This window comes from Arthrobacter horti (genome assembly GCF_030731045.1).
In the GTDB taxonomy this organism is placed as follows: domain Bacteria; phylum Actinomycetota; class Actinomycetes; order Actinomycetales; family Micrococcaceae; genus Arthrobacter_E; species Arthrobacter_E nanjingensis.
Window position 1 is genome coordinate 1 of record NZ_JAVALS010000008.1, and the last position, 18,358, is coordinate 18,358.

Annotated in this window: 18 protein-coding genes; 14 read left to right on the forward strand and 4 right to left on the reverse strand. The window is 67.7% G+C overall.

Annotated elements, in window-relative coordinates; genetic code table 11:
* Positions 1 to 412: 412 nt before the first annotated feature.
* Both Q9R02_RS11585 and Q9R02_RS11590 read right to left on the reverse strand, forming a co-directional pair.
* The gene (locus Q9R02_RS11585) at positions 413 to 1,036 is read right to left on the reverse strand and encodes a DUF6318 family protein (RefSeq protein WP_305996852.1); all 624 of its coding nucleotides are present in this window, start codon (positions 1,034 to 1,036) and stop codon (positions 413 to 415) included.
* 110 nt (positions 1,037 to 1,146) lie between these two features.
* Positions 1,147 to 1,779: a TetR/AcrR family transcriptional regulator gene (locus Q9R02_RS11590; protein ID WP_305996853.1), complete on the reverse strand. Its 633-nt coding sequence runs from the start codon at positions 1,777 to 1,779 to the stop codon at positions 1,147 to 1,149.
* Between the two features lie 109 nt (positions 1,780 to 1,888).
* Here Q9R02_RS11590 and Q9R02_RS11595 point away from each other — a divergent pair, with 109 nt between their 5' ends.
* From Q9R02_RS11595 to Q9R02_RS11660, 14 genes are all read left to right on the forward strand, one after another.
* Entirely contained in the window at positions 1,889 to 3,496 is a 1,608-nt protein-coding gene (locus Q9R02_RS11595) for a carboxyl transferase domain-containing protein (RefSeq protein WP_305996854.1), read from the forward strand.
* 2 nt (positions 3,497 to 3,498) lie between these two features.
* Entirely contained in the window at positions 3,499 to 5,784 is a 2,286-nt protein-coding gene (locus Q9R02_RS11600; RefSeq protein ID WP_305996855.1) for an acetyl/propionyl/methylcrotonyl-CoA carboxylase subunit alpha, read from the forward strand.
* A gap of 1 nt (position 5,785) precedes the next feature.
* Positions 5,786 to 6,949, forward strand: coding sequence for an acyl-CoA dehydrogenase family protein (locus tag Q9R02_RS11605; RefSeq protein WP_305996856.1), 1,164 nt, complete (start codon positions 5,786 to 5,788; stop codon positions 6,947 to 6,949).
* A 41-nt stretch (positions 6,950 to 6,990) separates the two neighbouring features.
* Positions 6,991 to 7,758 (forward strand): CoA transferase subunit A, encoded by a 768-nt coding sequence (locus tag Q9R02_RS11610; RefSeq protein WP_305996857.1) that lies wholly within the window; start codon positions 6,991 to 6,993, stop codon positions 7,756 to 7,758.
* Between the two features lie 3 nt (positions 7,759 to 7,761).
* On the forward strand, positions 7,762 to 8,415 hold the full coding sequence (locus Q9R02_RS11615) for a CoA transferase subunit B (RefSeq protein WP_305996858.1): 654 nt from the start codon (positions 7,762 to 7,764) through the stop codon (positions 8,413 to 8,415).
* The gene (locus tag Q9R02_RS11620) at positions 8,412 to 8,960 is read left to right on the forward strand and encodes a MaoC family dehydratase (RefSeq protein ID WP_305996859.1); all 549 of its coding nucleotides are present in this window, start codon (positions 8,412 to 8,414) and stop codon (positions 8,958 to 8,960) included. Before Q9R02_RS11615 ends, Q9R02_RS11620 begins: the two co-directional genes overlap by 4 nt.
* Positions 8,957 to 9,775, forward strand: coding sequence for an HpcH/HpaI aldolase/citrate lyase family protein (locus tag Q9R02_RS11625; protein ID WP_305996860.1), 819 nt, complete (start codon positions 8,957 to 8,959; stop codon positions 9,773 to 9,775). The genes Q9R02_RS11620 and Q9R02_RS11625 overlap by 4 nt, the downstream gene beginning before the upstream one ends.
* 49 nt (positions 9,776 to 9,824) lie before the next feature.
* The gene (gene dxr / locus Q9R02_RS11630) at positions 9,825 to 10,994 is read left to right on the forward strand and encodes a 1-deoxy-D-xylulose-5-phosphate reductoisomerase (protein ID WP_305996861.1); all 1,170 of its coding nucleotides are present in this window, start codon (positions 9,825 to 9,827) and stop codon (positions 10,992 to 10,994) included.
* Between the two features lie 34 nt (positions 10,995 to 11,028).
* Positions 11,029 to 12,357: a M50 family metallopeptidase gene (locus Q9R02_RS11635; RefSeq protein ID WP_305996862.1), complete on the forward strand. Its 1,329-nt coding sequence runs from the start codon at positions 11,029 to 11,031 to the stop codon at positions 12,355 to 12,357.
* Between the two features lie 287 nt (positions 12,358 to 12,644).
* Positions 12,645 to 12,938, forward strand: coding sequence for a YciI family protein (locus Q9R02_RS11640; RefSeq protein ID WP_305996863.1), 294 nt, complete (start codon positions 12,645 to 12,647; stop codon positions 12,936 to 12,938).
* A 41-nt stretch (positions 12,939 to 12,979) separates the two neighbouring features.
* Positions 12,980 to 14,143: a flavodoxin-dependent (E)-4-hydroxy-3-methylbut-2-enyl-diphosphate synthase gene (gene ispG, locus Q9R02_RS11645; protein ID WP_305996864.1), complete on the forward strand. Its 1,164-nt coding sequence runs from the start codon at positions 12,980 to 12,982 to the stop codon at positions 14,141 to 14,143.
* A 19-nt stretch (positions 14,144 to 14,162) separates the two neighbouring features.
* Entirely contained in the window at positions 14,163 to 14,978 is an 816-nt protein-coding gene (locus Q9R02_RS11650; RefSeq protein WP_305996865.1) for a GNAT family N-acetyltransferase, read from the forward strand.
* 113 nt (positions 14,979 to 15,091) lie between these two features.
* Positions 15,092 to 15,808 (forward strand): hypothetical protein, encoded by a 717-nt coding sequence (locus tag Q9R02_RS11655; RefSeq protein ID WP_305996866.1) that lies wholly within the window; start codon positions 15,092 to 15,094, stop codon positions 15,806 to 15,808.
* A 164-nt stretch (positions 15,809 to 15,972) separates the two neighbouring features.
* The gene (locus tag Q9R02_RS11660; protein WP_305996867.1) at positions 15,973 to 16,746 is read left to right on the forward strand and encodes a hypothetical protein; all 774 of its coding nucleotides are present in this window, start codon (positions 15,973 to 15,975) and stop codon (positions 16,744 to 16,746) included.
* 212 nt (positions 16,747 to 16,958) lie between these two features.
* Here Q9R02_RS11660 and Q9R02_RS11665 read toward each other — a convergent pair whose 3' ends face one another.
* Positions 16,959 to 17,618, reverse strand: a complete 660-nt coding sequence (locus tag Q9R02_RS11665) for a TetR/AcrR family transcriptional regulator (RefSeq protein WP_342006926.1) — start codon at positions 17,616 to 17,618, stop codon at positions 16,959 to 16,961.
* Positions 17,615 to 18,358: an ABC transporter permease gene (locus Q9R02_RS11670; RefSeq protein ID WP_425279274.1), complete on the reverse strand. Its 744-nt coding sequence runs from the start codon at positions 18,356 to 18,358 to the stop codon at positions 17,615 to 17,617. Before Q9R02_RS11670 ends, Q9R02_RS11665 begins: the two co-directional genes overlap by 4 nt.

The following is an 18,358-nucleotide window of genomic DNA, read 5'->3' on the forward strand; positions in this document are numbered from 1 at the left end:
ACAGATCACCACGAACTGGAAACAAGCCCTCGCCCAACTCGCCCTGGCCTACCCCGACCGAATCCAGCCCTACCTCTAGAAACCCGGCAACGCCCCGCTTACACAAACAACTTGACAGGCTCGTTCCGCTCGGCGGCCAGACATTTGCTGTCCCGGGAGCCCTCTTTGTCGATCTGACAGGGCAAGCCTAGGAGCCACTGGTACTTCGGCGCTTCGGGCGATGCGTGGACGCTTTCAAACTTTCCCTTCGACTGATTTAGCACGATTCCTTTGACTTCGTCTGTCTGGTCATCCATCCACGAGCTGCTGTCGGCCGGTACTTCTGCTGCGGCTCCGGGCGGTGCCCCCGCAAGTGAGAATTGGCCGATGACACTGAGCACAATCAATGAACGAGCTACAGTTGCACGCCAGATCATCGTGGCTGTCCAAGGTCGATGATGGTCCAGCCGGCTTTCCGGTACTCCAGGCGGTAGGCATACGAGATCGTCGAAATTTTGTTGATCGTTTTAACGGCAGTGCCGTTGGAGCTTCGAAGAATGTACGGCGATTGTGTTAGCTGGGCGACGACAGTCGCGCTGTTGTCGAGCAATCCACCGTAGTTCTCGATGGCCGAAGCCTTGACGAGGCCACCTTCCTGCCAGGCATAGGTCGGTGCCTTCTGGTCAATCGCGCCAGGAATGCTCTGGCAGGCGATGCAGTCCGACGTTCCTAGTTCCTTCACCAGTTTCGTGTCTTTGGTCTCGTACGCATACGACAGCATCGCCACCCAATACCCCACGAACGCCTTCGCACCCTCGGGCGTCTTCTCCTTCGCGGCGGCCGGCATGACCGGCACCGGAACGTTCTCGGCCTTGCTCGTCGCGGTGGCCGGCTTGTACACGGCGGAGGCGATCGGCGTCGGAGTGGGAGAAACCGGAACGCTGGACGACGTCGTCGAACTCGCCGAAGGGCCGGGCTTCCCAGCGTCAGACCCGCAGGCGGCGAGCCCCAGCGCGAGCAGTGCGATGGACGCGCACGCCGACAGAGCACGCTTCATGATGATCCCCGATCATGTGGTGAGTGATGTGCCCACCACCCTACACGGCATCACAATCGAGTGACGAAAGTTATCCACAGATTCGACCGACGGTCACCGGTTTGCCGGCGTCAAATTTCGGCATGGGAGAAGCCGTCCACCGCTGACGCCGTGAGTGCGGCGAGCGCCATTGCCCGCAGGACCGGACGTGCCGTCTTCGCGGGGACCCGGCGGCCGCGTTCCCGGAGGGAGTGGGGCGTGGAGTTGATGAGGCCGAAACATGCATGTACGCGCAGGCGCCGCTCCGTGAGGCCGAGCTCGGGAACCCGCGCGCCAAGCGCGTCCACCCAGATCTCCACATAATCGCGCTGAAGCTCCCGGACCCGGGCCCGGCTGTCGTCCGGCAACGCCTGGAAGTCCCGGTCCTGGATCCGGATCACCTCGGGGCTGCTCAACGCGAAGTCCGTGTGGAACGCGACCAGCGCGCCGAGCGCCTCCGCGGGGGCGAGCCGGGAGTCCGCAACCCGCCGTCCGCCGTCGAGCAGTCCCTGGCTCACCCCGAGCAGCAGCTCCGCCAGCACCGCCTGCTTGGACGGGAAGTGGCGGTAGACCGCCGGCCCGCTCATGCCCACGGCCGCGCCGAGTGCCTCCAGGGACACCTTGTCGAATCCGGACTCCGCGAAAAGCCGCGCCGCCTGGGATATGAGTGCCTTCCGCCGCTCCTCCTTGGCCACGGACCGCGCCGTGACGGGCCCTTCGCTCACGCCGTTCTCCTCAAGTGGTGGACATCACAGTCCCTAGAGACTAACCTGAAATTCAGTTATTCGTCACTAACTGAATTCTGTGACACCGGCCCGACGAAAGAGCAGGTCAATGGAGATTCTGTCCACCGCCGTGGATCCGGACTCCGCGCAGTTCGCCGTCAATCGGGACGCGCAGCGCGTACTCGTGGAGGATCTGCGCCGGGTTCTCGCCCGCACTGCGCTGGGCGGCCCGGAGAAGTCCCGGGAACGCCACGTCGCCCGAGGCAAGCTGCTCCCGCGGGACCGGGTGAACCGTCTGCTGGATGAAGGCAGTCCCTTCCTTGAGGTCGCGCCGCTCGCCGCACATGAGATGTACGACGGCGCGTCCCCGGCCGCCGGGGTCATCGCCGGCATCGGCGTCGTGGAGGGCCGGCTGGTGATGGTGGTGTGCAATGACGCCACTGTCAAGGGCGGCACTTACTACCCGCTGACCGTCCGCAAGCACCTGAGGGCCCAGGAGATCGCCCTGGAGAACGGCCTCCCGTGCATCTACCTGGTTGATTCCGGCGGCGCTTTCCTGCCCATGCAGGACGAGGTGTTCCCGTCGAAGGACCACTTCGGCCGCATCTTCTACAACCAGGCCCAGCTCTCGGCCCGGAAGATCCCGCAGATCGCCGCCGTCCTGGGCTCCTGCACAGCCGGTGGCGCCTATGTCCCGGCCATGAGTGATGAGACCGTGATCGTCAAGAACCAGGGCACCATCTTCCTGGGTGGCCCGCCCCTGGTGAAGGCCGCGATCGGTGAGGTGGTCACGGCGGAGGAGCTCGGCGGCGGTGAGGTCCACGCGAAGATCTCCGGCGTGGCCGATCACCTGGCCGAGAACGACGAACACGCCCTCCAGATCGTCCGCGACATCGTGGCCACACTCCCGGAGACCCCGGCGCGCGCGTGGGACGTGCTCCCCGCACGGGATCCGGTGGTGGACCCCGGGGAGCTCTACGGTGCCGTGCCCGTGGACGTCAATGCCTCCTACGATGTGCGGGAGGTCATCGCGCGCCTGGTGGACGGCAGCGAGTTCCACGAGTTCAAGAGGGACTACGGGGAGACACTGGTGACAGGGTTCGCCCATCTGATGGGGCACCCCGTGGGCATCGTCGCCAACAACGGCGTCCTGTTCTCCGAGTCCGCCCGCAAGGGCGCGCATTTCATCGAACTCTGCGATCAGCGTGGCGTGCCGCTGCTCTTCCTGCAGAACATCACCGGCTTCATGGTGGGCAAGGACGCCGAACACGGCGGGATCGCCCGCGACGGCGCCAAGATGGTCACCGCCGTCGCCACTGCTCGCGTGCCCAAGTTCACCGTGGTCATCGGCGGCTCGTTCGGCGCAGGCAACTACTCCATGTGCGGCCGGGCCTACAGTCCGCGCTTCCTGTGGATGTGGCCCGCGGCGCGCATCTCGGTCATGGGCGGTGCTCAGGCCTCCAGCGTCCTGGCCACCGTGAAGCGTGATCAGCTCGAAGCAGCCGGCCAGGAGTGGAGCGTGGAGGCCGAGGAGGCGTTCAAGGCCCCCATCCGGGAACAGTACGAATCGCAGGGCAGCCCGTACTACTCCACCGCCCGCCTCTGGGATGACGGCATCATCGACCCCGCGGACACCCGCCGTGTCCTCGGCCTGGCCTTGGACGCCGCCTCTCGGGTTCCCCTGCCAGGGACCTCCTTCGGCCTTTTCAGGATGTGAGCATGGACTTCTCCTTCAACCTCGGCTCCCACCCCGGTCCTTCCGGCGCCCCTGGCCGATCCGCCCCGCCCTTCGGCTCGGTGCTGATCGCCAACCGCGGCGAGATCGCCGTGCGCATCATCCGGACGCTTCAGCGTCTCGGCGTGCGTACCATCGCCGTCTATTCGGATGCCGACGCCGAGGCACTGCACGTGCAGCTGGCCGACGAGGCCGTGCACATCGGCCCCGCGGCCGCCGCGCAGAGCTATCTGGACATCGACGCCGTCGTGCGCGCCGCCGTCGACAGCGGCGCCGACGCAGTCCACCCGGGCTACGGCTTCTTGAGCGAGAACGCGCGCTTCGCCGACGCGCTGGCCGAGGCCGGCGTGACTTTCATCGGGCCGGGTGTGGAGGCGCTCGCCGTCATGGGGGACAAGATCACGGCCAAGAACCACGTGGCCGCCTCCGGGGTCCCCACCGTGCCCGGCTACGCGGGAACCCCCGGGAGCCCGCCCTCGGATGAGGATCTACGGGTACATGCCGCCGGCGTCGGCTATCCGCTGCTCATCAAGCCGTCCGCCGGCGGTGGCGGCAAGGGCATGGTGGTGGTGGAGTCCGCGGAGGAGCTCGACGGCGGCCTCGTCACCGCACGCCGTGTGGCCGCCAAGGCCTTCGGAGACGACACGCTGTTCATCGAGCGCCTGGTGCGGAATCCACGGCACATCGAGGTCCAGGTCCTGGCCGATACGCACGGGAACGTCATCCACCTGGGGGAACGCGAATGCTCCCTGCAGCGCCGCCACCAGAAAGTCATCGAAGAGGCGCCGTCTGCCCTGTTGGAGAGCCTGCCGAACGGTGCGGAGATCCGCGAGCGCATGGGACAGGCCGCGTGCGACGCCGCCCGGAGCGTGGACTACGTCGGCGCCGGGACCGTGGAGTTCCTGGTCTCGGACGACAATCCGGACGAGTTCTTCTTCATGGAGATGAACACCCGGCTCCAGGTGGAGCACCCGGTCACGGAGGAGGTGACCGGCGTGGACCTCGTGGAGCAGCAGCTCCGGGTCGCCGCGGGGGAGCCGCTCGCTCTGAGCCAGGACCAGGTGAGACTGAACGGCCATGCGATCGAGGCCCGTGTCTATGCCGAGGATCCTCGCAACGGATTCCTTCCGGCGACGGGGACGGTACTGCTGGTGGACGAGCAAGGTGGCAGGCAGATACCGATGCTCCATCGGGCCGTCCACCGGCCGTCACCGAGACCCACCGGCCTGCGCATCGACTCCTCCCTGTTCGAGGGACAGGTCATCGGCTCCGACTATGACCCCATGCTGGCTAAGGTGATCGTGCACGGGACGGACCGGGCGGACGCCCTGGCCCAGCTTGACCTGGCACTGTCGAACTACCGGCTCCTCGGTCTGAACACCAATGTGGAATACCTGCGGTTGCTGCTCGCCGACGAGGACGTGCAGGCCGGACGTCTGGACACCGGATTGATCGAGCGGAAGCTGGACGGATTCGCGTTCCATGACCCGGACGAGGTGGACCTCGCTTTCGTGGCGACGCTGGCGGACCGGAACCTGAGCGGGGCGACCCGACGGGTGTCGGGAGGCCTTAGAGGCTGGTCGGAGAACATGCCGGGATCCGGACTGTGGTCTGCGCGAGACGGCTGGCGGCTGGGTGAACCGCTTGCCCGACCGGTGGAAGCGATGGTCTCCGGCAGGGAACTGCACGCTGAAGTCACCGGGGGATCGCATCCAGGATCTCCATTGTCCGGGCTGCGGGGCTGGGAGGACTATGACATCGTCATGCCGGGCGTCCCACCGATCCAGATCACCACATCCTCGGCACTGGTCGCCGGCGTGGCGAGGGTCCGCGCCGACGGGCGAGAGCGCGTCTACGCTCTCACCTTGCCCGGCGTCATGGGATTCCCGCTGCTGCAGCAGCAGCGCACCATCACCGCCTGGATCGGCCGGGACGGCTGGAGCACCGAGATCGAGATCCTGGACCGTGCCGAGGCGCTCAGCCGCCGCCTCGCCGCCCTTGACCGGACGGAAGGCGAGGCCGACCCGCAGGTCCTCACGCCCATGCCGGGCACCGTCGTCGCCGTCGCAGTTCAGGACGGTGACGTGGTGCAGGAAGGCGACCACCTGCTCAGCGTCGAGGCCATGAAGATGGAGCACCAGCTCAGGGCACCCCTGGCGGGAACCGTGAAGCTGTCCGCTGCCGTCGGGCAGCTCGTCAAGGCCAGGCAGATCCTGGCCACCATTCACCCGGTGTCCGCAGATCCGGACACCACCGAGGCAGGAGCATGACATGACCGATTACGGACTCAGCGAGGAGTACCAGGACCTCAGCGACACGGTCCGCGACTTCGCGGATCAAGTGGTGGCCCCGGTCTCCCAGAAGCATGACGAGGAGCATAGTTTCCCCTATGAAGTGGTGCAGGGGATGGCTGAGCTCGGCCTCTTCGGCCTGCCGTTCCCGGAGGAGTACGGCGGCATGGGCGGCGACTACTTCGCCCTGGCCCTCGCCCTGGAACAGCTCGGCCGGGTGGACCAGTCCGTGGCCATCACCCTGGAGGCCGGCGTGTCCCTCGGCGCCATGCCCGTTCACCGCTTCGGCACGGACGCTCAGAAGGAGGAATGGCTTCCGTCCCTGGCCTCCGGGCAAGCGCTCGCCGGCTTCGGCCTCACCGAGTCGGAGGCCGGTTCCGACGCCGGCGGCACCAAGACCAAGGCCGTGCTCCAGGACGGCCAGTGGATCATCAACGGTTCCAAGGAGTTCATCACCAACTCCGGCACGGACATCACCCGCCTGGTCACGGTCACGGCGGTCACCGGCACCACGGAACGCCCGGACGGCACCGTGAAGAAGGAGATCTCCACCATCCTGGTGCCCACGGACACCCCCGGTTTCAGGGCGGAGAAGGCGTACAACAAGGTCGGCTGGAACGCCTCCGACACCCACCCCCTCAGCCTGAAGGACGTCCACGTCCCGGAGGAGAACCTGTTGGGTGTCCGCGGCCGCGGCTACGCGAACTTCCTCTCCATCCTGGACGAGGGGCGCATCGCCATCGCGGCTCTCGGCACGGGTGCGGCCCAAGGCTGTGTGGACTCCGCCGTCCGGTATGCCAAGGAGCGCCACGCCTTCGGCAACATGATCGGCAAGTACCAGGCCATCCAGTTCAAGATCGCCCGGATGCAGGCGCGCGCCCACACTGCCCGCCTCGCGTATTACGACGCCGCCGCCCGCATGCTGGCCGGCAAGCCGTTCAAGTCCCAGGCCGCCATCGCCAAGATGGTGGCCGGCGAGGCCGCCATGGACAACGCCCGCGACGCCACCCAGGTGTTCGGCGGCTACGGCTTCATCAACGAGTTCTCGGTGGCCCGCCACTACCGTGACTCCAAGATCCTGGAGATCGGCGAGGGCACCACCGAAGTCCAGCTCATGCTCATCGCGCGCGAACTGGGACTGTAGAGACTCTGGTATTCGTCCATGTCACGGGAGAGGATCGGATCATGATCGACAAGGTGGTCAGCAGCGCCGAGCGCGCGGTGGCGGACATTCACGACGGCGCGTCGCTCGCCGTCGGCGGCTTCGGGCTGTGCGGCATTCCGGTGGCTCTCATCGACGCCCTGCACCGGCAGGGCACCCGCGAGCTGGAGACCGTGAGCAACAACTGCGGCGTGGACGACTGGGGTCTGGGGATCCTCCTCTCCGACGGCCGGATCCGCCGCACCGTCAGCTCCTATGTGGGGGAGAACAAGGAGTTCGCCCGCCAGTTCCTGGCCGGTGAACTCGAAGTGGTCCTCACACCGCAGGGCACCCTGGCGGAGAAGCTGCGCGCCGGCGGCGCCGGCATCCCTGCCTTCTACACGGCGGCCGGAGTGGGGACCCAGGTGGCCGAGGGCGGCCTGCCGCAGAAGTACGACGGCACCGGCGGCGTCGCGCTCGCCTCGTCACCGAAGGAGGTGCGCAGCTTCGGCGGGGCAGACTATGTGCTGGAGGAGTCCCTCACTCCCGACTTCGCCCTGGTCCACGCGTTGAAGGGGGACCGGCACGGCAATCTGGTCTTCCACGCCACGGCTATGAACTTCAACCCGCTGTGCGCCATGGCAGGGAGGATCACCATCGCCGAGGTGGAAGAGCTCGTGGAGCCCGGCGAGCTGGACCCGGAGCACATCCACGTGCCCGGCATCTTCGTCCAGCGCGTGGTCCATGTGCCGGCCGGGACGCCGCAGGCTCGGAAGCGGATTGAGAAGCGCACCGTGCGAGTGGAGGACTGAACCATGGCTCTGGACAGGAACCAGCTGGCCGCCCGCGTGGCGAAGGAGCTGCGCAACGGACAGTACGTCAACCTGGGCATCGGCATGCCGACCCTCATCCCCAACTACATCCCGGACGGCGTGGAAGTGGTGCTCCACTCGGAGAACGGCATTCTCGGCACGGGGCCGTACCCCACAGAGGACGCCGTCGATCCGGACCTCATCAATGCCGGCAAGGAGACCGTGACCGTCAACGCCGGCGCGGCGTTCTTCGATTCGGCACTGTCCTTCGGGATGGTCCGCGGCGGTCACGTGGACGTGGCGGTCCTTGGCGCCATGGAGGTGGCCCAGAATGGGGACCTGGCCAACTGGATGATCCCCGGGAAGATGGTCAAGGGGATGGGCGGCGCCATGGACCTGGTGTTCGGCGCCAAGCGGCTGATCGTGATGATGGAACACGTGGACCGGAACGGGAACCCGAAGATCGTCACGGAGTGCAGCCTTCCGCTGACAGGCAAGGGCTGTGTGGACCGGATCATCACGGACCTGGCGGTCATCGACATCACCGAGGATGGCCTGGTCCTGCGGGAGACGGCCCCCGGAGTGAGCACCGAGGAGGTCGTCGCGGCCACCGGTGCGGAGCTCCGGGTCGAGATGCACGATCTGGACGCCGTATGAGTGAGGGTGACGACGCCGGCGCCGCCCCACGCCGCATCGTCCAGCGCGGCCTGTACTTCGATGAACTCGAGGAGGGCACGGTCTACGTGCACCGGCCCGGGCGCACCCTGACGGAAGCGGACAACGTCCTCTTCACCACCATGACCATGAACACCCAGGCGCTGCACCTGGACGCCGCCTGGAGTGAGACCCAGCCGTTCGGCCAGCGGCTGGTGAACTCGATGTTCACGCTGGCCACCCTCGTGGGGCAGTCCGTCCCGCAGCTCACGGCGGGCACCATCATCGCCCAGCTCGGCCTGGACGGGATCAGCTTCCCGGCACCACTGTTCCACGGCGACACCCTGTACACGGAGACCACGGTTCTGGAGCGGCGCCCGTCCAAGTCCCGGCCGGGCCAGGGCGTGGTGACGTTCCAGCACACCGGGTACAACCAGCACGGCACCGTGGTGGCGCTCGCCCGGCGGACCACCCTCATGTGGACCAAGGACGCACACGAAGCCGCCGAACAGGGAAAACACAGTGAAGGGGAGACACTGGAAACATGACACTCACCATGGGGCCCAGCCTGCTCTTCTGTCCTGCGGACCGGCCCGAACGCTTTGCCAAGGCCGCTGAGCGGGCCGACGCCGTCATCCTCGACCTCGAGGACGCTGTCGCGGGCGGGGACAAGGCCGCGGCCCGGGACGCGCTCGCGGACCCGGCCAACCTCCTGGACCCGGCCCGGACCATCGTGCGCGTCAACCCGGTGGCGACGCGCGAGCTGCGCCTGGACCTGGCCGCCGTCGCCAAGACCCCGTACCGGACGCTCATGCTCGCCAAGGCGGAGAGCGGGCAGCAACTGGACGTCCTGCGCGACTACCAGGTCCTGGCTCTCTGCGAAACGGCGCGCGGCGTGCTCAACGCCGCGGAGATCGCGGCCCGGCGGAATGTCGTAGGTCTCATGTGGGGCGCCGAAGACCTGATCGCGTCCCTGGGCGGAACGTCCAGCCGGGACGCCTCGGGCCGGTACCGGGATGTGGCGCGCCACGCGCGCTCCCAGGTGCTGCTGGCCGCCGGCGCCTATGGCAAAGCGGCCGTGGACGCCGTGTACGTGAACATCCCGGACCTCGAAGGCCTGGCCGCGGAGGCCGAGGACGCCGTCGCCTCCGGTTTCGCCGCCAAGGCCTGCATCCACCCCGGCCAAGTGGCCACCGTCCGCGCGGCCTACCGGCCCGGCGAGGACGCCGTGCGCAACGCCCAGGAGCTCCTGGAAGCCGCCGCGTCCGCCGGGAACGGCGTCTTCAGTCACGAGGGCCGCATGATCGACGGCCCCATCCTCCGCCACGCGGAGTCCGTGCTGCGGCGCGCCGGCCTCGCCTGAGGCGAGCGCCGGTTCGGCACCCCGGCGGCTTCTCCGGGATACTGGACCCATGCGTTCAGTGACCCTGCTCGGCTCCACCGGCTCCATCGGCACCCAGGCGATCGACGTCGTCGATGACGCTCCGCACCGCTTCCGGGTGAAGGCGCTGAGCGCCGGGGGAGGGAATCTCGAACTGCTCGCGCGGCAGGCCGTGCACGTACGTGCCGAGGCCGTGGGTGTGGCGTCTGACGATGATGGCCGCTTCCGCGGGCTGCTCGCCGATGAGGCCGCGCAGGCCGGCGCGCGGGACTATGCCCCGGAGCTGTACTTCGGGCCCGACGCCTCGACGCGTATCGCATCCATCCCGGTGGACGTGGTTCTCAATGGGATCACGGGATCCATCGGCCTGGCGCCCACACTGGCGGCGCTGGAGAGCGGCGCCACTCTGGCCCTGGCCAACAAGGAATCCCTCATCGTGGGTGGCGCGCTCGTCAAAGACAAGGCCCGTCCCGGGCAGATCGTCCCGGTCGATTCCGAACACTCCGCGATCGCCCAATGCCTGCTGTCCGGCACTGCCGCCGAGGTGGACCGGCTGATCCTGACGGCGTCCGGCGGGCCCTTCCGCGGGCGCAGCCGCGACGAGCTGAAGCACGTGACCCCGGAACAGGCTCTGGCCCACCCCACCTGGGACATGGGGCTCATGGTCACCACCAACTCCGCCACCCTGGTGAACAAGGGCCTGGAGCTCATCGAGGCCCACTTGCTCTTCGACGTGCCACTGGACCGGATCGACGTGGTGGTCCACCCGCAGTCCGTGGTCCACTCCATGGTCCAGTTCGTGGACGGGTCCACCATCGCCCAGGCGTCCCCGCCGGACATGCGCCTGCCGATCGCGCTCGGCATGGCGTGGCCGGAGCGCGTGGCACACGCCGCCGCGCCCTGCGACTGGACCCAGGCGACCCAGTGGACGTTCGAACCGCTCGACGCGGTCGCATTCCCCGCCGTCGACCTCGCCAAGGATGCCGCCAAGCAGGGCGGCACCCACCCGGCCGTGTTCAACGCCGCCAACGAAGAAGCCGTCCTGGCCTTCCACCGCGGCGCCATCGGTTTCACGGACATCGTGGACACCGTGGAGGCGGTGCTCGCGGAGCACTCGGACAACGCCCAGCTGAGCGTCGACTCGGTGCTCGCCGCGGAACAATGGGCACGGAAACGCGCTCACGATCGTTTGAGTTCTTGATGGATATGAAATTCTCTGCCGGAGGCTGGCGACCATGACCGTGCTGCTGTTCGTGGGAGGGGTGCTCTTCGTGGCGCTCGGCATCGCCGTGTCGATCGCCCTCCACGAGGTCGGGCATCTGCTGCCCGCCAAGTTGTTCAAGGTCCGGGTCACCCGGTACATGATCGGCTTCGGCCCGACGGTCATCTCCCGGAAGAAGGGCGAGACCGAATACGGCATCAAGGCCCTGCCCATCGGCGGCTACGTCCAGATGATCGGCATGTACCCGCCCAATCCGGAGGATGGCAGCCTGCGCTCCTCCAGTACGGGAATGTTCCAGAACCTTGCCCGTCAGGCCCGTCAGGCCTCCAGCGAGGAGGTGGGGCCGGGGGATGAGAACCGGGTGTTCTACCGCCTTCCCGTGTGGAAGAAGATGATCATCATGCTCGGCGGCCCGGCCATGAACACCGTGCTCGGCATCCTGTTCACCGCGATCCTGCTCATGGGCTTCGGGACGCCCCAGGCCTCCACCACGCTCTCCACCGTTTCCGCCTGCCAGACGACGCAGGGCCAGGAGAATTCCACCGACACCAGTAACTGCACCCCCGCGCCCGCCGCGGCGGCCGGTCTCAGGCCCGGTGACACCATCGTCAGCTACGACGGCCGGACGGTCACCGACTGGAGCACCCTGACCGAGTGGATCCGCCAGTCCGCCGGGCGCAGTGTGCCTCTCGTCTACGAGCGCGGCGGACAGCGGATCAGCACCACCATCACCCCCGTGCTGACCGCGCGCCCCGTCTACGGCGCAGACGGGCAGCCCCGGCGGGACGCGGCCGGTAACTCCGTGACCCAGAAGGTCGGGTTCGTCGGCGTCGGGCCGCAGCAGGCGTTCGTGCCGCAGGGCCCCGAGACCGTGCTGCCCGCCGTCGGGACCCAGATCTCCCAGGTGTCCCATGTGGTCCTGGACCTTCCCGCGAAGGTCGTCGGCGTGGCCAAGGCCGCCTTCAGCTCCGCTCCGCGCGATCCGAACGGCCCCATCAGCGTGGTGGGCGTCGGCCGGGTGGCCGGGGAGGTCTCCGCCATGGAGAGCGTGCCGCTCAAGGCCCGGCTCGCCACCCTCGTGGGGATCCTGGCCGGACTGAACTTCGCCCTCGCCATCTTCAACCTCATCCCGCTGCCCCCGCTCGACGGCGGCCACGTCGCCGGGGCGGTCTACGAGGCAGTGCGCCGGAGCATCGCCAAGCTCTTCCGTCGTAAGGACCCGGGCCCGTTCGACCTGACCAAGCTGCTGCCGGTGACGTACGGGGTGGCGGGGCTGCTGCTCCTCATGAGTGTGCTGCTGATGTACGCGGACATCGTGAAGCCGGTCAATCTGTTCGGTTGACGTTTGGCGCGGGGAGCTGCCCGATGCTCCGCATGCTCGCTCGTGAAGACTCAGCCTTCCAGGCTGAGTCTTCACTCGCTTGGACGCATGCTTCCGCATCAGACAGCTCCCCGCCATTGCCGTCCCGTCGAACGTGACTGATCCGGCACGAAGCACGGCACGTCAGGTGTGGTGGGGTTGACCGACCCGGGGTGCGCCGGGTTCCTGGTGGCGGGCGGAGCATCTGCCGTCTGCCGTCACACACGGCGGCTCCGCGTACGTCCAGGTGGGAGGGATAGAGTAGGCGCATGACTGTTTTCGCCGTGGAATACGTGTACGACGACGCGACGGCCGCCGTGCGCGATGAGGTCCGTCCTGCGCATCGCGCCTGGCTGGGCGGCCTTGCCGAGGAGGGCATGGTGCTCGCCTCCGGTCCGACCGACTCCGGCGCCGGTGCGCTGATCCTGGTGGTGGCCGAGGACCGGCCGGCCCTGGAGGAGCTGCTGCGTCAGGATCCGTTCCAGGTTCAGGGCCTGGTGGCCTCCACGAGCGCCCGGGACTGGAATCCCGTCATCGGCCGGCTCGTCGAGTTCGCCGCCTGAGTCTCAACAGTCCCGTCAGAACCAGAACTGAGGAATCTCCAGTGACATCGGTCAGCCTTGGAATGCCGTCCGCCCCGCCGCCCGTCCTCGCACCGCGGCGCAAGACCCGCCAGATCAAGGTGGGTCCCGTGGGTGTCGGCTCGGACTCGCCCATCAGCGTGCAGTCCATGACCACCACCCCCACCACGGACATCAATGCCACGCTGCAGCAGATCGCCGAGCTCACGGCCTCAGGCTGCGACATCGTGCGCGTGGCCTGTCCGTCCGCGGACGACGCAGCGGCCCTGCCGATCATCGCCAAGAAGTCGCAGATCCCGGTCATCGCGGACATCCACTTCCAGCCGAAGTACGTCTTCGCGGCCATTGAGGCCGGCTGTGCCGCGGTCCGCGTGAACCCTGGCAACATCCGCAAGTTCGATGACCAGGTCAAGGAGATCGCCCAGGCCGCCAAGGACCACGGCACCTCCATCCGCATCGGTGTGAACGCCGGATCCCTGGAGCCCGGCCTGCTCAAGAAGTACGGCAAGGCCACCCCGGAGGCCCTGGTGGAGTCCGCGGTCTGGGAGGCCAGCCTGTTCGAAGAGCACGGCTTCCACGACTTCAAGATCTCCGTCAAGCACAATGATCCCGTGGTCATGGTGGCCGCCTACGAGATGCTGGCCGAGAAGGGCGACTGGCCGCTGCACCTCGGTGTCACCGAGGCCGGCCCGGCCTTCCAGGGCACCATCAAGTCCGCCACCGCGTTCGGCGCGCTGCTGTCCAAGGGCATCGGCGACACCATCCGCGTCTCCCTGTCCGCCCCTCCGGTGGAGGAGGTCAAGGTGGGCAACCAGATCCTGCAATCCCTGAACCTGCGTCCTCGCAAGCTGGAGATCGTCTCCTGCCCCTCCTGTGGCCGTGCCCAGGTGGACGTGTACACCCTGGCCGAGCAGGTCACCTCCGGCCTGGAAGGCATGGAGGTCCCGTTGCGCGTGGCCGTCATGGGCTGCGTCGTGAACGGGCCCGGCGAAGCCCGTGAAGCCGATCTGGGCGTCGCCTCCGGAAACGGCAAGGGCCAGATCTTCGTCAAGGGCCAGGTCATCAAGACCGTGCCCGAGCACGAGATCGTCGAAACGCTGATCGAAGAAGCCATGCGCATCGCCGAGGAAATGGAGTCCGATGACCCGAGCGCTCCCTCCGGCAGTCCTGTGGTCTCCGTCTCCTGACGCCATGGCGGGAGGGTCCGTGATCCGTGAACTCGTGGACGCGGACCTTCCCGCGCTCAGGGCACTGGCCCTGCGCGATGAGGCCGTCAATGCCTTCATCCTGGCCCAGACGGGCCGTCCCTGGTGGTCGGCCGGTGCCACCGTGTTCGGAGTGTTTGAAGGCGGCGCACTCATCGCCGCCTGCTGGGCCGGCGCAAACGTGGTGCCGGTGTCCATGGACCCGTCGCTGGCCCCGCTGTTCGCCTATGCGATCCACGCCCGGTCGACGCGCTATGCCTCCGTGTTCGGGCCCAGCGACGCGGTCCTGGCGCTCCAGCCGGCCCTGGAGGTGTACGGGCACATGGCCCTCGAGGTCCGCCGCTCTCAGCCCTTCCTGGTCCATGACGGCCCCGTGCCGCAGGAGTCCGAACCCGGTGTGATCGTGGCGCTGGCGGACGACTTCGAGCGCATCCTCCCCGCCTCCGCCGCCATGTTCGAAGAGGAGGTCGGCTATTCGCCCTTCCTGGGCGGGCAGGACGTGTACCGGCGGCGCGTCATGAACCTTCTGCGGCAGGGGCACACCCTGGCCCGTTTCGGCACCGGCGGCCAGGTGGTCTTCAAAGCCGACCTCGGTGTGGTGACCATGGGGGTCTGCCAGATCCAAGGCGTGTGGATGAACCCGGCCCACCGCGGCCAGGGCCTGGCGGCATCCCACGTGGCCGCCGTCGTCGCTCATTCCCGTGCGGTCGCGGCGACCGCCAGCCTGTACGTGAACGACTACAACACCGCCGCCCGGAAGGTCTACGAGCGGGTCGGGTTCCGGCAGCACGCCGAGTTCGCCACCGTCCTGTACTGACGGCGGGTTCCGTCATGGGCAGGTCTGCCCATGTCATATTCGGCTGGCGAGTGGAATAATCCCTGAGGGGCCGTCGGCCCCGTGACGCGAACACCTGGGAAAAGGGGATCTCCATGAAAACACTGCGCCGACTCGCCGTTGCCGCCACCGCGGCCGCATTGCTGGGAACCACAGCCTGCTCGGCCACCGGGGGAGCCGCCGGCACTCCGGAGGGCGCCGGTGCGCCGTCGCCCACCGTCGCTTTCAAGAAATACGACGACGCCGAGCTGGCCACACTGCTTTCCGGCCTCAATGACAGCCAAGGGAAGCCGCTGAAGGTCCTTCCAGCGACGGACCTGAAGAAGGCCACGGAGCTGGCCAAGACCATGGCGGAGAAAATCAAGGTCACACCTGCCGAATGCTCTGCCCAGGGTGCCGGCTCCCAGCTGCAGCTCCTGGACAATGCAACCTTGGCCACGGCACTGTCCGATCCCAGCCAGGGGACTTCCGAAGCCGTCAACGTGATCTCCGGCCTGGACCAGACGGACCTTGCGGCGAATTTCGCCAAGAGCAAGGACCAGATCGACAAGTGCAAGAAAGTCACCCTCGACATGGGCGGGCTGAACGTCGAATCGAACTCTGAGCTGCTGGACACGCCGGCGAAGACCCCGGGCACCTTCGTGGTGGCCACCACGGCCACCGTGGCGGGCAAGCCCGGCCGGACCGTCGTAGCCATGGCGGCCAAGGGCGGCGTGGTCGTGACGGCCACCAGTAAGGGCGGCGCGGATGCGGCGGCGGACGGGGCGAACGCCGTCGCGCTCCTTGACTCCGTGGCCGCGCGCGTCAAGTAGTCCGCACGGGCCCGTCTCCGATAGCTGGCGGGCCCGTCCGGGCTGCTGCCCGCTCTTGAGCGCGGCCGACCGGGGGCTTAGCATGATCGCAGACGCGACTCCAGGGGGAGGTCTCATGCATCCGGTCCGGCCCCTGCACCGCTCAGAGGGACAAGAGGGACAGCATGAAGCACTCGAGGGGGATCTTCGCCCTGACCTCCGCACTCGCGCTGTGCCTCAGCGCCTGCACCGTCACCGTGGAAGCCCGGAGTTCCGGTTCCTCCCCATCGCCGGCCGGAGGCGGGTCAGTGGGTTCCTCCACGCCGTCCCCGGCTCCCACTCCGGCGCAGACTTCGCCGGCGGGTGCCGTTGCCACGTCTGACCTGGCGAACATCCTGGCCCGCGCGGACTATCCGTCCGGGATCGACCTCCAGGTGATCCCGTCGATCACGCTGAACAAGGCCCTCAGCCAGGCGAAGAACCTCTTGAAGGGCGTGAAGACGGATCCAGAAGTCTGCGCGGAGCTGACGCAGACCGCCATGAGCCGCAGCACCTCCGGATTCAATCTGGCCGTGGCCATCAGCGAACCCACGAAGTCGCCGCAGATCTCCGTTGGTCTGCTGTCCTCCGCGGACCCCTCGGCCCTGGACCGGCAGATCAGTGACGACAAAGCCCAGGTGACCTTGTGCAAGACGGCCACCATGACGGTTCAGGGAGTCACGATCTCCCTCAAGGCGGTTGAGGTGAGCTCCGCCACGAGGCTCCCTGGAGCGTACAGCTACGCCACCACGATGACCCTTCCCGGCCGTGCGCCTCAGGTCACGGTCCAGACGACCGCCGTGGTGTCCGGACTCATGGTCCGGGCCTCGGTCATCGGCGATGATGCCACCCAAGGCGCGTCCGAGGCGGGGCAACTGGTGGATGCGGTGGCCGCGGCGGTCACCGGCCCGAATTCGTGAACAAGCCCGGACGTCCGGTTGAGACGGGGCCGACGCTCGGGCCTGCCCTGGCACTTGAACCGGTACGGCGGTGGTTGAAGCCGCGGTCGGGGGAGTGCATCTCAGCGTGAGCGTGATGGCGGAGACGAACACCCTCGACGTGGTGGGCAAAGCGGACCGCCTGGCCGAGAAGACGGCCAACCTTCTGAAGACTGCCGCGACCCGCTGACGGCTCAGCCCGGGCTCTCCAGCGGGTCGCTCAGATACCGCCGTACGGCTGGGGCGATCAGCCGGACCACATCCTCCGACGACGCCGAGGCCAGGGGCTCCAGCCGTACCACGTAGCGTGCCAGCATGAGGCCGACGATCTGCGTCGCCACCAGATTCCCGCGCAGGGCCAGTTCCTCCTGGCTGCCCGGCATCCCCGTCATCACCCGGGCCAGGATGGTCCGGCTCACCACCTCGCGGAGCATGGCCGTCCGGGTCCGCGAACCGAGGGTGCCGCGGAGGAAGGCCACCATGCGATGCTGGGCCGGGCCCTCCCAGATCCGCAGGACCGCGCGAACGATCTCCTCGGACCGTACCGCCGGGTCTTGCGAGACCACTCCGGACAGCACCTCGACGGGATCGGCCGGGAGCTCGATGCTGCGGGCGAAGAGCTCCTCCTTCCCATCGAAGTAGTGATGCACCAGTGCAGGGTCCACCGAGGCCTCACACGCCACCTGACGCAGGCTCGTTCCGTCGAAGCCGTGCTCGGCGAAGAGCCGCTGGGCGGCGCTCAGGATCCGTTCCCGGCTGTCCTCGCCACCGCTCCGGCGCCCCCGACGGCGACGGGACGGTGGAGAGCCCGCCGTCGCGCCGTCGTCGTGCCCGGAGGTCCCTGCCGCGCTCACTTGGTCCGCCTCCGCAGCGTGGCGGAGGCCAGCACGAGCAGGCCGACCGCGATGATGCCCAGGGCGATGAGGTCCTGCCACATGGTCTGGGACGGGTCCGTGTTCCGCCCGATCTCCTGGAGCGCCTCCACGGAGTAACTGAGCGGAAGCACATTGGAGATGGCACCGAGCACGTCGTTCATGGCGCTGCGGGCCACGAAGAGCCCGCAGAGCAGAATCTGGGGGACCACCACCACGGGCATGAACTGCACGGCCTGGAACTCGGTGCGGGCGAACGCCGAGCACAGCAACCCCAGCGCGACGCCGAGGATCGAGTTCAGGACGCAGATCAGGGCCACGAGCAGGGGGCTTCCCTTCACGTCCAGGTTGAACACCCAGTACGCCACGGCGAGTGTCACAAGGGCCTGCACGGCGGCCAGGAGAGAGAACGCGAAGGCGTAGCCGAACAGCAGATCCGCCTTGTTCAGAGGCGTGGTCAGGAGCCGCTCCAGGGTTCCCGAGGTGCGTTCCCGGAGCATGGTCACCGAGGTGATGAGGAACATGATGAGGAACGGGAAGATCGCCAGCATCACCAGGCCCACCCGGTCGAAGGTCCGGGGGAATCCGGGTGGCAGCGTCTCATTCTCGAACAGGAAGTAGACGGCGGCGAGCAGGAAGGACGGGACCACCAGGATCATGGCGACACTGCGGTGGTCGTGCCGGATCTGGTTGAGCACACGGGCCGTGGTGGCGAACAGCAG

What these genes read in the sequence shown, in the direction of transcription:
- Q9R02_RS11625 (WP_305996860.1), top strand. Translation starts at nt 8,957, where the DNA reads ATGACACTCACCATGGGGCCCAGCCTGCTCTTCTGTCCTGCGGACCGG.
- Q9R02_RS11615 (WP_305996858.1), top strand. Translation starts at nt 7,762, where the DNA reads ATGGCTCTGGACAGGAACCAGCTGGCCGCCCGCGTGGCGAAGGAGCTG.
- Q9R02_RS11600 (WP_305996855.1), top strand. Translation starts at nt 3,499, where the DNA reads ATGGACTTCTCCTTCAACCTCGGCTCCCACCCCGGTCCTTCCGGCGCC.
- Q9R02_RS11585 (WP_305996852.1), bottom strand. Translation starts at nt 1,036, where the DNA reads ATGAAGCGTGCTCTGTCGGCGTGCGCGTCCATCGCACTGCTCGCGCTG.
- Q9R02_RS11605 (WP_305996856.1), top strand. Translation starts at nt 5,786, where the DNA reads ATGACCGATTACGGACTCAGCGAGGAGTACCAGGACCTCAGCGACACG.
- Q9R02_RS11620 (WP_305996859.1), top strand. Translation starts at nt 8,412, where the DNA reads ATGAGTGAGGGTGACGACGCCGGCGCCGCCCCACGCCGCATCGTCCAG.
- Q9R02_RS11595 (WP_305996854.1), top strand. Translation starts at nt 1,889, where the DNA reads ATGGAGATTCTGTCCACCGCCGTGGATCCGGACTCCGCGCAGTTCGCC.
- Q9R02_RS11610 (WP_305996857.1), top strand. Translation starts at nt 6,991, where the DNA reads ATGATCGACAAGGTGGTCAGCAGCGCCGAGCGCGCGGTGGCGGACATT.
- Q9R02_RS11655 (WP_305996866.1), top strand. Translation starts at nt 15,092, where the DNA reads ATGAAAACACTGCGCCGACTCGCCGTTGCCGCCACCGCGGCCGCATTG.
- dxr (WP_305996861.1), top strand. Translation starts at nt 9,825, where the DNA reads ATGCGTTCAGTGACCCTGCTCGGCTCCACCGGCTCCATCGGCACCCAG.
- Q9R02_RS11635 (WP_305996862.1), top strand. Translation starts at nt 11,029, where the DNA reads ATGACCGTGCTGCTGTTCGTGGGAGGGGTGCTCTTCGTGGCGCTCGGC.
- Q9R02_RS11660 (WP_305996867.1), top strand. Translation starts at nt 15,973, where the DNA reads ATGAAGCACTCGAGGGGGATCTTCGCCCTGACCTCCGCACTCGCGCTG.
- Q9R02_RS11640 (WP_305996863.1), top strand. Translation starts at nt 12,645, where the DNA reads ATGACTGTTTTCGCCGTGGAATACGTGTACGACGACGCGACGGCCGCC.